The organism is Desulfosarcina cetonica JCM 12296, from assembly GCF_001311845.1.
Classification (GTDB): Bacteria; Desulfobacterota; Desulfobacteria; order Desulfobacterales; family Desulfosarcinaceae; genus Desulfosarcina; species Desulfosarcina cetonica.
On record NZ_BBCC01000007.1, the window covers coordinates 61,028 to 73,373 of the forward strand.

Below are 12,346 nucleotides of genomic sequence, written 5' to 3' on the forward strand. Positions count from 1 at the left end.
CTGAGTCAAAATGATTTCATCGACACCATTGCTGTTCGGCACAGCCGCGTTTTTCATTACCCTTGTAATGACCCCGCTGATTCGTCTGCTGGCGATCAATAAGGCTGGGTCGCCCGGCCAAGGGAAGATCGCTGGCATAAAAAAAACGACGGCCCTGATGGGAGGGATTGCGATCTTCCTGGGAATCGGCCTTTCCACGTTTTGGGTGGGCGATTCCGGATCCGTTTGGCGATATCTCCTTTCTCCCGGTGCGAAATACCCGGCGCCATCCATTGCCATGGTCATTTTCGGCGGGTCGACGGTCCTTTTTCTACTCGGTCTGGTCGACGATTTCACCAACCTTAAACCGCAGTCCAAACTGATCGGGCAGATCATCGTCGCCAGTGCTGTAATCTTTTTGGGATTCCGGCTGAACTGGTTCGTTTCCCTGACCCTGGACACCATGGTTAGCCTGGTATGGGTCGTTGGTATCACCAACGCCTTCAATCTGCTGGACAACATGGATGGACTCTGCGCTGGCGTGGCGGGTGTGGCCGCCCTGTCCATGGCGGCCCTATACAGTCATATCGATACGGAAGCATGTGCCGTTGCGCTGATCATCGCCGGTGCATGCGCAGCCTTTCTCGTGTATAACTTCAATCCGGCTTCCATTTTTATGGGGGATTGCGGGAGCCTGGTGATCGGGTTCAGTATTGCCGTATTGAGCATGCATCATGGCGGCTTTTCCCTGGACAATCGGCTCTCCGCATTTGCAGTGCCGTTACTGCTTCTTTTGGTGCCCCTTCTGGATACCACTCTGGTCACCACAGTTCGCCTGCTCAGCGGCCGCAAGGCATCCACCGGCGGGCGGGATCATACCTCCCACCGGCTGGTCTTGATGGGACTCAGCGAAAAGCATGCGGTGCTCTTTCTCTATGGCATCGGCGCCGTCTCCGGATTTTCCGCTGTTTTTGTCAACCGCAGCGACTCTTTTACCTCGCCGGTGGTGATTGTTCCCCTGGTGCTGGCTATCGTTCTGATGATGATCTATTTGTCGCAGCTCAAGGTATATCCGGAAGAGGCGTTTTCCGCTCTGCGGGGGAAAAAATTTACGCCGGTCTTGATCGAGTTGACTTACAAACGGCAAATGGCCATGGTCATTCTTGATTTGGGACTGGTCGCGTTCTCTTATTATCTCAGCTACCGAATTCGATTCAACGGGCCCGAATTCGGCCATTACTTTAAAGTTTTCCTAAAATCGTTGCCGGTCATCATTCCCATCAAACTGCTGGTTTTCTACTATTCCGGAATATACAAGGGGTTTTGGCAGTACATCAGTACAAGGGACGTTTTTTTATACATTCGCAGCTCAACCGTGGCGACCCTATTCGCCATTACCGCTATAACCATACTGTACCGCTTCCAGAGCTTCTCAAAAGGTGTGTTCATTATCGACTGGCTGCTGACGACCGTATTTTTTCTGGGAACCCGCGGCTCGTTCCGATATTTCAAGGAAACCATCAAACGTAAAACCGTGGCCGGTGACCCGGTTCTCATTTATGGGGCAGGGCAGGGCGGCGAGCTCTTGCTGCGTGAGATCTTGAACAACAAATCCTTGAATATCAATCCGATCGGTTTTTTGGATGATGATCCGCTCAAGGCTGAAAAGCGGATTCAAGGTTATCCCATTTTCGGAAATTTCGACAAACTCGACGAATTGGAAAAAAAACACGCGATAAAAGGAATTCTGCTCTCGTTTAATGGAAACGGCAATCAAGATGCCTATCGGCAGGCAATACGCAGATGCCATGATAAGGGGATGTTTTTAAAGTTTTTTTCAATTGTGTTGACGGATATCGATCTTGAGTGCTCAGAGATTCCAACGATGCCGACGAAAACGGGTACCGGCAGAGCAATGAGAAGATGAGGCTATCTTCAGATGATTGAGCATTTAATTAAAAAAGGCGTGCAGATCACCAACCCGGAGAGTGTGCAGATTGGTGACGACGTTGACCCAAATAGAATTGCCGCCAAAGGCGTTACCATTCATACAAGCTGCAAAATTCTTGGCGCAAAGACGCTGATTTGCGAGGGCGCCGAGCTGGGATACGAGGCACCGGTTACGATCAAGAATTGTTATATCGGCCCCCGTGTGAAATTGAAGCGGGTACTTTGAGAACGCCGTCTTTCTGGAGGGCGCCGAAGCCGGCTCCGGTGCCCACGTCCGGGCCGGGACCATTTTCGAAGAACAGGCCAGCATTGCCCATACCGTCGGGTTGAAACAGACGATTCTTTTCCCGTTCGTCACCTTGGGCAGCTTGATCAATTTTTGCGATTGCCTCATGGCCGGTGGCACCAGCCGGGACAATCATAGCGAAGTCGGCAGTTCCTACATTCATTTCAATTATACTCCCAACCAGGACAAGGCCACGGCTTCACTGATCGGTGACGTCCCGAATGGCGTCATGCTGAATCAAGCGCCAATTTTCCTGGGCGGACAGGGCGGTTTGGTGGGCCCCTGCCGGGTTGCCTTTGGCACGGTCATCGCCGCCGGGTCGATCTATAGAAAAGATCAACTCAAACCGGACCGCTTGGTTTTCGAGGGCGGGGGCAGGGGCGGCAGCGTGCCTTACACCACCGGCATTTACCGGAGTGTGAAGCGCCAAGTGATGAACAACTTTGTTTACTTGGGCAACCTGGTGGCGCTGATGGCTTGGTACACCCATGTGCGTAGTCGATTTGTAGGAGATTTCTATCCGCTGGAACTTCACAAAGGGCTTGTCGACACGCTGAATTCGGCCATCGCCGAAAGAGTCAAACGCTTTGGCAGCTTTTGTGAGAAGTTAGATTTATCCAAACAGCGGTATTTGGAACAAATGGGCGAGGGGGCATCGGCCACGCTCCTGCGACAAAAGGAAGCGCTATATACCCATCGCATTCGGGTCGATGAGACCATCGCCGCGTTTCTGGATCAGATAGCGCGGCATGGCAACCCCAATTTTGAATCAACCATTCAAAACCAAATCGATTCTGTTGGGGATGCTTGTTACCTCGACGTGATCAAAAGCCTTGATCCGCGGAAATCGGCCGACGGAACCCAATGGCTTCAGGAAATCACTGACCAGGTAACTAAGCGCTTGCTGGGGCTTTTCCCCGCTCTGGGGTAAGGCTGTTTTAAGGAGGACGGCAATAGTGGGTGACCTATTCGGAACCGACGGCATCAGGGGCGTTGCCAATCAATATCCCCTGGATTGCGAAACAGCACTGAAAGCGGGGCGGGCGATCGCTGCATTTTTCAATGAGAAAAATAAGCGCACTGGCCGCTATCTCATCGGATACGATACGCGCGTTTCGGGAAGCATGCTTGCCAGTGCCGTGGCGGCTGGTATTTGTTCCATGGGAAGCGATGTCTGGATGGCCGGCATCATTCCCACTCCCGGCGTGGCCTGTTTGACGGCGCAGGGGACCTTTGATGCCGGTATTGTCGTCTCCGCATCCCACAACCCCTATACGGATAACGGCATCAAGTTGTTTAATGGCGATGGTTTCAAGCTTTCAGACAAGGATGAGCATACCATCGAAGCGTCGATTCTGGAAAGCCGTCCGCTATATGAAAAAAGTATGGCTATCCAGAAGACCGGAACGATCCAGTGGCTTGAATCGGCTTTGGACGAATACAGCCAATTTTTGCGTAATTGCCTGGCAACGGGTTATTCATTAAACGGGCTGAAGCTGGTTGTCGACTGCTCCAATGGGGCGGCAAGTACCATTGCGCCAAAACTCTTTCAAGACCTGGGCGCTGAGGTGATCAGCCTTTTCAGTGAACCGGATGGGGTCAACATCAACGCCGACTGTGGGTCCCAACACCCTGAGACATTAGCCGCGTGCGTCGTTGCAGAGGGCGCCAATATCGGGCTGGCCTTTGATGGCGACGCCGACCGTCTGATTGTAGTGGACGAAAAGGGCGAAATCCTTTCCGGCGATCGGATCATGGCCATTTGTGCCCGTTGGATGCAGGAACGGGGTACATTAAAAAAATCGATGGTGGTTTCGACGGTGATGAGCAATATGGGATTTGACGTAGCCCTGAAAGAAATGGGTATCGATCTCAAAAAAACCGGTGTCGGTGACCGCTATGTCATGGCGGAGATGGTCAAATCGGGTGCGGTGCTGGGAGGCGAGGATTCCGGGCATCTTATTTTCCTGGACCAGCATACCACCGGCGACGGCATGCTGGCGGCATTGAATGTGTTGGCCGCCATGCGGGCGTCAAAGAAGACGCTATCCGAACTGGCCGCTGTCATGACGGTGTATCCCCAATGCCTGATCAATGTGGATGTCCGTTCCAAACCAGCGCTGGATAGCCTTGATGCGCTGACCCGGGCAATCGAAGATGCTGAAAAGCAACTGGGGGACAACGGACGGGTCCTGGTCAGATATTCCGGAACCCAACCCCAGTGCCGGGTGATGGTCGAAGGATCCACGCAAGAAATAACCGAGGCGTTGTGCCAAAAACTTGCCGATGTGGTGGCGCAACAGCTAAGGTAACCTGAAAAATCAGTATGTTCTGTCGAAAATACTAACCCGCTGGTAAAACAGCGGGTTTTTTCTTTTCAAAGAGAGGAAAGCCGATCCATGCGACATAAAGAAAAGGAAATTTCAGATCCATCCGAAATGAATGCAATCATAAGAAAAGCGACGATATGTCGGCTCGGGATGGTCAATGGGGACAAACCCTATGTGGTTCCCATGAATTTCGGCTATCATAACAACACCATTTTTTTTCATGGTGCCCAAAAAGGCCTTAAATTCGATATCATCAAAAAAAATCCGAATGTGTGTGTCGAGTTCGACGTGGCGATCGAAGTGATCGAAGCGGAAAAGGCTTGCGACTGGAGTATGAAGTTTCAAAGCGTGATCGTTTTCGGAACGGCGTCCTTGATTGACGATCCGGAAGAAAAATGCCGGGCACTGGAAACTATCATGGCCCAATATTCCGACAAGGTATTCGATTTCCCGGAAAAAAACTCACGGCAACCGCAGTGATCAAAGTCGATATCGCGCGCATGACCGGCAAACAGTCCAGGCTGTAGGGGCGCTTTGTTCAGATGCTTGTCTTTTTGGTTTTTGGCCCTATCTTTCTCTAAAGTAAATCCGTGCCGATTCCGATATTCGAACTATCAGCCGTAAAAAGCATGAATCGCTGGCTGGTCATCGGAGTCGAGGGCCAGGAACCACCAACAAAAGGATGATGCGCGATGATCGGCTTGATACTGACCCTGATTATAATATTTGGAATCTCAATGGCCCTGAACGCTCAGCGAACCGCGAAAGCCTATTGTCGAGTTGACAGGCGCAACCAGCGGCAGCGCTTGGGGCGAGATAAACATAGATAACTGATTCCCTGATCCTGCCGATCATCCGTCGGCTTAAAAAGGCAGCTCCTTTGGTGAAGAGCTGCCTTTTTTGTTGGCTAACCACCCCATTTAGATCAGCGACTTGCAATAGATCGCCTTACCGTCACCCAGGGCATAAAAATCCTTCAGCACGGTTTCAAGCGTGTAGCCGCACCCTTCGTAAAAGGCACGCGTACTGGCATACTGCGCCCGTTGGGAGGTGTCCACATAGATGCGGCTGCCACCCCGTGCCTTGATGCGCTGCTCGGCCTCCACCAACAGGCGCCGACCCAAACCGCGGTCCTGGAAATCGGGATGCACGGCGATCCAGTAAAGGTCGTAGCTCGATTGGGTGCAGGGAATCGGCCCGAAGCAGACATAACCGGCCAGGCGGCCGTAATGGTCCGCCATGACAAAATGGTAGCCCGAGGCATCGCCTTTTTGCAGGCGCTCGACGACCAGTTCCTCGGCGACATTAACTTCATCGTCGTGAAAGAAACCGGTGATGTCCACCAGGCGGCGTACCCGCGGTCCATCCTCGGGGATGACGGTGTCGCGCAGGACCACGCCGTGGACACGGTGGGCGGGGGCATGGCGGCTGTCGGCCCACTGGCCGGCCCCTTCAACCAGTCCTTTGAAAAAAGCCAGGGCATTCTTCCCCAGGGTCTGGGTACGATAACCACCCTCTTGGATGACCACCATGGGCAGGCCCAGGGCGCCGATCAGTCGGCCGTTGGCGGCAAAATCTTTGACCGTGAGCGACCAGGTGCCCGTGGGATCGCCCTTGGCCGGGTCGAGCCCTAAAGCAACGACCAGAAACTGGGGTTGAAATTCCTCGATACGCCGCAGTGCCCGGGCCAGGGCTTTGCGGTATTTCTCGCCGTCGAGGGACTCGGGCAGGGCGATGTTGAGATTGAACCCCTCACCCTCGCCTTCGCCGCGCTCCTCGTCGAACCCGCAAAAATAAGTAGGCAAATCGGGGATGGCCATGCAGAGAAACGGTCAGCACGTCGCTGCGGCGGTAGAAGATATCCTGCCCCCCGTTGCCGTGATGGTAGTCCACATCCAGGATGGCCACCTTGCCGTGGGCGCACAGGTACTGGGCGGCGATGGCGTTGTTGTTGAAATAGCAGAACCCGCCGAAGGAACGCCGCTCGGCATGGTGGCCGGGGGGGCGAATCAGGGCATAGGCAATGCGCCGGCCGTCGAGGATTTCACGCGCCGCGGTCAGGGCGCAGTCCACGCTTCGCCGGGCGGCCAGGTAGGCGTTGGCATTGATCGGCGTGAAGGTATCGATACAATAATAACCAGACAATACCGAGGGCTCCTTGGGCGGCCGGGTCTTGTTGCGGATGGGGAAAATGTAGGGGTAGAGCGATTTTCCGGCCGGCACCTCGGCGCAGGCCCGCTTCAGATAGCCCACGAAGTCGGCATCGTGCACGGCGGTGAGATGTTTGTCCGGAAAGGGCCGTGGTTTGATGTGGGTGAACATGCCGCTGGGTTCGATGACGTTCAGGATCGTTTTTACCCGGACCGGTGACTCCACGTAACCGCGTTCGTGGACGTGGTGGATGTCGTGCCGGTCGTTGACGATCAAGGCGATCTGCTCGATGGAACGGCTCTCCACGACCTTGATCACCGCCTCGGGTTTGACATACCGATACGGACGCAGATGCACCGGATTGTCGCGGAAACTTGCCACCACCCTGTCCACATACGCGGCCGGGCAATAGCCGGCGTACTTACGTTCCAGAACGGCCCGCACCACCGCCTGAGCAAATGAGCGCCGTAGAGGACGTCCCGACCCCAGGTCATCAAAGACCAGATGGGGCATGCAACTATCCTCGGGCTTGACCGGCGATTCATAGGCCGTATCGATAATCGGGCGGGCGCCGTATCGCTCGTAAAACCGCAGGCGTGCTTGGTTCTGCTTCAGCTCCGTGAGGTCTGGGCAGTCTGCCGCATCGTCGGGCAGGCTCTCGAAGAAGAGGCCGTCCACCTTGAGTGCCAGGGATTCCTGGCGGATACGGTCATAGAGTGCGCCACCGATCCCCCCGCCGGCACGATCCGAGGCCGTGGCGATCCAGTCCAGGTAGGTGAACCGCAGATCGGGCTCGTGCAGCAGCAGCGCAAATCCGCGCACCTTGCCCTTGATGCTTTCGGCCACGAAAAGAATCATGCGGAAGCGCTGTTTGAAGGGGTTGCGCAGCTTCTCGGCGATGGTATCGATCTCCTTGGGATCAATGGCCGCGAACTGGCTGCGCAAAATCTCCTGGACCTGGGAGAGGGTGCTTTTATTGACCGGCAGAACGTTGTCATAGATGCGTCGAATGCGGAGCATGGGGGCTTCTTTCTTGAATAAAATCAACCGGCATCGGCCAGAATCCGCGCGATGGCGGCCTCGAAGGGAATGCCGGCCTGTTCGAGGGCCGCGGCGAATCCAGCATCGGGAGCGATGCACGGATTGGCGTTGATCTCCAGTACGAACGGCCGGCCTTTCGCGTCCACTCGAAAATCGACCCGTGCGTAGCCGGCCAATCCGAAGCGCTCCCAGCACGCAAGCGCCAGCGTTTTCATTTGTTCGACCAGCTGCCGGTCGGACGGCGCGACCTCGAATCGCCGGGGCGTGTGGTGGTATTCAAAGGCGGTTTCGTCCCATTTGGCACGATAGTCCACAATGCGCGGCATGTCCGCGGTATAGCCTTCGAAAATGATCTCCGCCGGCGGCAGGACCACCGGTCCGTTTTCTCCGGCCAGAAGAGAGAGGTTGAACTCGCGGCCGGCGATAAACGCTTCGGCGAAACAGGCTCCGCCCAGTCGGTCCGCATGGGCCGCCAGGCTGCCGAATACCGTGTCGGCCGTTGCATGGTCGATCAGACTTTCCGGTCCCAGACCGATGGAGGCATGTTCCCAGACCGATTTGACGATCCACGTGGCAGGGGATTCCGGACCGCCCTGGACCATGGGCTGGCCTCCCGGCCAGGGGCCGATCCAGGCCGGGGTGGGAATGCCGGCCGACATCATCCAGCCCTTGGCCAGGGTTTTGTTGGAGGTGAGCAGCATGGCTTCGGCCGGTGCGCCGGTGTAGGGCAGGCCCATGGCGTCGAAGCAGAAGGGCGCCAAGTGGATCAATCGGCCCTGACCACCGATGGACTCCACCAGGTTGAAGACCCTGTCGATCCTGCGTTCTTCAAGAAATGTTCGCAGAGCGGCCAGATTCAGGCTGCACGAAACGCGGCAGACCGTGTGGCCGAGTCGATCCAGGGCGACGGCAACGGCATCCGCCTGGGCCAGTACATCCCGGGCATCGGGGGCGTCGGTATCGGCGACGGTGTCGTGAACGATGGCTACCCGCATCAGATTTCTCCATGCAGCTTGGCGGCCGGTACAATCCGAGTGGCGGCCGAATCGACGATCCAGCCGATCAGATCGCGGTAGGCGATGCCCAAATGGTTGCAGATAATGGGCAAATCCGAATGCTCCGGGTGAATGCCGGCCAAAGGATTGACTTCGATGAACTGAGGCTGACCTGCCGTGTTGCAGCGCAGGTCGATGCGTCCCGCATCCCGACAGCCCAAGGCGCGCCAGGCAGCCAGGGCCACGGCTTCCGCTTCCGCCACCACCGGATCCTTATCCGGTCGCACCAGACGGTAAAGAACGCGCGAATCGCACTCCTCCTTATTGATATAGGAGTAAACCCCAGCCTCGGCGGTTTCGAGCAGATGGACCTCGATGGTGCCAATCGCGCGAGCCTGGCCACCGGTGCCGACGATGCCGGTGGTGAACTCACGGCCGGGCAGATACGGCTCAATGATCACCGGCTGGCGGAAGGTATCGATCAGGCGGCGGCAGACAGTCTCGAGATCGTCACGATTGCGCACGATGGAGTCTGGCGTGACCCCCTTGCCGGTTCCCTCGGCCACCGGCTTGACGAAATAGGGCGCGGTGAATGACACGGCCCGGGCATCGGCGGCAGTCGCGGCAACGAGAAAGTCGGTGGTCGCCACCCCGGCGTCACGTACCACATGCTTGGTCATCCCCTTGTGCAGGGTCAGGCTCATCACCAGCGGGTCCGAGAAGGTGTAAGGAATCCGGTACATATCCAGAAGTGCCGGCACCTGGGCTTCGCGACCGATGCCGAACATGCCTTCGGCAATATTGAAGACCAGATCCCAGCGCCGTCCGCTCACCAGGGCTGCAGCCAACTGGCGGCCATGGCCGATGCGCTCGGTGCGGTGCCCCAGGGCCTTAAGGGTTTCCTCAATGGCATCCACCGTGTCGTCGCGATCAAACTCGGCGGTCGCTTCTTCTGAAAAGCCCTCCGCCAGATAAGCGGAGCGCAAATCAAAGGTCAATCCGATTGTCAGGGGCATCGCTGATGCGTTCCTCATGGATCTCCGTAGGAAGGGCGTCCCCAAAAAAAGGCGTCCTTCCCATGGTGGGATATTATGGTTGATGGTTGCAGGTATGAATCAGCAGTTGCAGGGTTCGGGATAGCGGTAAAGTTTGTTCTCGTAATTTCTCAGGACCAGCGCGTCATTTTCCCGGCCGACCACATAATCGGGCATCAAGGGGATCTTGCCGCCACCACCAGGGGCGTCGATCACATAGGTGGGCAGGGCATACCCGCTGGTAAAGCCACGCAGGCCACGGATGATGTCCAGTCCGGTTTCCACGGGCGTGCGGAAATGGGCCGAACCGGTGATGGGATCGCACTGGTACAGGTAGTAGGGCCGTACACGCATCTTGAGCAGGTTGTGGATAAGAGCGCGCATGGTGTCCAGATTGTCGTTGACGCCTTTAAGCAGTACTGTCTGGGAACCCAACGGAATGCCCGCATCGGCCAACATGGCGCAAGCGCGGTAGGCCTCGGGGGTGCATTCGTCCGGGTGGGTGAAGTGCAGGCTCATCCACAAGGGGTGATACTGGCGCAACATGCGTACCAGCCGTTGCGTGATGCGCTGGGGCAGCACGGCCGGAACCTTGGTGCCGATACGTACGATCTCCACATGGGGGATCTGGCGCAGGCGGGAGAGCACCCAGGCAAGTTTTTCCTCACCCAGCATCAGCGGATCACCGCCTGAAATCAACACGTCGCGCACCGCCGGGGTCTGCTCGATATAGGCGAAGGCGCGCTCCAAGCGGTTGCGGCTGGGATGAATGGCGCCGTGGCCGACCACGCGCGAGCGGGTACAGTAACGACAATAGGTGGAACAAAAATCAGACAACAGCAATAGCACGCGATCCGGATAACGGTGCACGAGACCGGGCACGGGACTCATGGCATCTTCGCCCAACGGGTCGTCGGCCTCACCGGCCGTATGCAGGGTTTCCTGCAGGGTAGGGATGACGGTACGACGAATGGGCTGGTCCGGATTGTCCGGCGATACCAAGCTCATGTAATACGGCGTGATTCCCAGGGGCAGGGTGGTGGCCGCTTGGGTAAAGGCCGCACGCTCCGCATCGGAGAGCACGATCATTTTCTCCAGTTGGGCCAAGGTGCGGATCCGGTTGCTGGTCTGCCACTGCCAGTCATTCCAGAGTTTGGTGGTGATGCCGGGAAAATATTTTTTGCGAAACGCGCGTGCGGCCGGACTGAGAATTCCGGCGCGGTGGGCAGGGAACCGGACAATGCGTCCGGAATGCTTGGGGACGGTAAGGGCGGGCATTGCCGCCAGGCAAGAGCCGGGGTCGGGAGGTTCGTCATCCCCTTCCTGGGTGGCTGATGCCGGAACGCAAACCTGTTGTTCGTTCCTTTTGATGGTGACCTGCATGTCGTCTGTTTTCCTTTATCGAAGGGTGGTTGGCTGCCTCAAACCCGGAAAGGACGGGGGGGACCTCGTTTTTTCCAAGGGGCGTTTGGCGCGAATATATGTATTTTCGCCTTAATTGCAAGAAAAAAAAGAGCGGTCTGAAAAAAATTAATTAACTGTAAAAACAGTATGTTGTAAGCTGTTTGAGCTGGGGGCAAAATCAACCCGGGACGAATCGGCGACAAATTATCCCCCATGATGGTCGGAAAAGTATTGAATAGATAGTAAAATCAGTATAATAAGATGCCATCAAAGATAATCTCCTCCCTACCGAAAGGTGAGAAAACATGACAGGTACGGACAACCCGCAAGTGGTCGCTTCCATTATCATGGCTGCCGGCCGGGGCAGCCGCATGAAAGGCTATACCGGCAATAAAACCGTTCTTCCCCTGGTGCCTGAAACCAGCCTTTTTGACGGACAAAAACCGATCATCCGGCATCTTTTCGAGCAACTGCCCGGCGGTCCCAAGGCGGTCATCGTCAACCATTGCAAAGCGGACGTCATGCACCATACGGCGGATACCGAAGCGGTCTACATCGACCAGCCCGTGCTCAACGGTACCGGCGGTGCCATTCTGGCGGCGACCGAATTTCTCGAAACGACACCCGCCGCCCACGTGGTTATCACCATGGGCGACGTGCCCTTTGTACGCCAATCCACCTATGCCCGACTGGTAGCGGGCCTTGACGCCTGTGATCTGATGATTCTCGGGTTCGCACCTGCCGACAAAAAACAATACGGCATCTTGGAAATAGAGGGCGGGCAGGTGAAAAAGATTACCGAATGGAAATACTGGCGCGATTATCCTGCTGATCGCCAGGCCGCCTTGACCGTATGCAATTCCGGTATTTATGCCGTGCGAAGAAAGACCTTGGCGCACTACCTGCCGATTCTGGCCTCCCGCCCCCAGATCGTTCAAAAGGAGGTCAACGGACACCTGACCGATATCGAGGAGTTTTTCTTCACCGACCTCATCGAATACATGGTTCAGGACGGCAGACCGGTCGGGTACCATGTGGTCGCGGACGAAACGGAAACCATGGGGATCGATGATACGGATGCCCTGGCCAGGGCCCAGAAGCTTTATGCAAGAATGACGGATTCGTAAAAATCCCGATATCGGCGTTACGCTTCATCCTTCGTCACTGCGGCGTACG

At 56.2% G+C, this 12,346-nt stretch carries 11 protein-coding genes; 6 read left to right on the forward strand and 5 right to left on the reverse strand.

The window, feature by feature from the left end; all coding sequences use genetic code 11:
- The first annotated feature begins 10 nt into the window (after positions 1-10).
- The 5 genes from JCM12296_RS02890 (at position 11) to JCM12296_RS02910 (ending at position 5,025) form a co-directional block, all read left to right on the forward strand.
- Positions 11-1,906 carry a glycosyl transferase gene (locus JCM12296_RS02890; RefSeq protein ID WP_246803938.1) on the forward strand — a complete coding sequence of 632 codons (1,896 nt, stop codon included), beginning with the start codon at positions 11-13 and terminating at the stop codon, positions 1,904-1,906.
- Between the two features lie 12 nt (positions 1,907-1,918).
- Positions 1,919-2,155: a hypothetical protein gene (locus tag JCM12296_RS43310; protein WP_054689582.1), complete on the forward strand. Its 237-nt coding sequence runs from the start codon at positions 1,919-1,921 to the stop codon at positions 2,153-2,155.
- Positions 2,156-2,255: 100 nt separating this feature from the next.
- A complete protein-coding gene (locus tag JCM12296_RS02900) occupies positions 2,256-3,146 on the forward strand; it encodes a hypothetical protein (protein WP_054689585.1) in 891 nt (296 codons plus the stop codon).
- 25 nt (positions 3,147-3,171) lie between these two features.
- Positions 3,172-4,527: a phosphoglucosamine mutase gene (gene glmM / locus JCM12296_RS02905; RefSeq protein WP_054689589.1), complete on the forward strand. Its 1,356-nt coding sequence runs from the start codon at positions 3,172-3,174 to the stop codon at positions 4,525-4,527.
- An 87-nt stretch (positions 4,528-4,614) separates the two neighbouring features.
- Positions 4,615-5,025: a pyridoxamine 5'-phosphate oxidase family protein gene (locus JCM12296_RS02910; protein WP_246803939.1), complete on the forward strand. Its 411-nt coding sequence runs from the start codon at positions 4,615-4,617 to the stop codon at positions 5,023-5,025.
- 440 nt (positions 5,026-5,465) lie between these two features.
- On the opposite strand, the gene JCM12296_RS46970 is transcribed toward JCM12296_RS02910, so the two are convergent.
- The 5 genes from JCM12296_RS46970 to JCM12296_RS02930 form a co-directional block, all read right to left on the reverse strand.
- Positions 5,466-6,350, reverse strand: coding sequence for a GNAT family N-acetyltransferase (locus tag JCM12296_RS46970; RefSeq protein ID WP_281491908.1), 885 nt, complete (start codon positions 6,348-6,350; stop codon positions 5,466-5,468).
- The gene (locus JCM12296_RS46975; protein WP_281491909.1) at positions 6,298-7,716 is read right to left on the reverse strand and encodes an acetylpolyamine amidohydrolase; all 1,419 of its coding nucleotides are present in this window, start codon (positions 7,714-7,716) and stop codon (positions 6,298-6,300) included. Before JCM12296_RS46975 ends, JCM12296_RS46970 begins: the two co-directional genes overlap by 53 nt.
- 23 nt (positions 7,717-7,739) lie before the next feature.
- Positions 7,740-8,732, reverse strand: coding sequence for a D-alanine--D-alanine ligase family protein (locus tag JCM12296_RS02920; protein WP_054689591.1), 993 nt, complete (start codon positions 8,730-8,732; stop codon positions 7,740-7,742).
- A complete protein-coding gene (locus JCM12296_RS02925) occupies positions 8,732-9,748 on the reverse strand; it encodes a D-alanine--D-alanine ligase family protein (protein ID WP_083455757.1) in 1,017 nt (338 codons plus the stop codon). The genes JCM12296_RS02920 and JCM12296_RS02925 overlap by 1 nt, the downstream gene beginning before the upstream one ends.
- A gap of 99 nt (positions 9,749-9,847) precedes the next feature.
- Positions 9,848-11,149 (reverse strand): KamA family radical SAM protein, encoded by a 1,302-nt coding sequence (locus JCM12296_RS02930; protein WP_054689595.1) that lies wholly within the window; start codon positions 11,147-11,149, stop codon positions 9,848-9,850.
- Positions 11,150-11,475: 326 nt separating this feature from the next.
- On the opposite strand from JCM12296_RS02930, the gene JCM12296_RS02935 reads away from it, so the two are divergent.
- Entirely contained in the window at positions 11,476-12,297 is an 822-nt protein-coding gene (locus JCM12296_RS02935; protein ID WP_054689602.1) for an NTP transferase domain-containing protein, read from the forward strand.
- Positions 12,298-12,346: the final 49 nt, after the last annotated feature.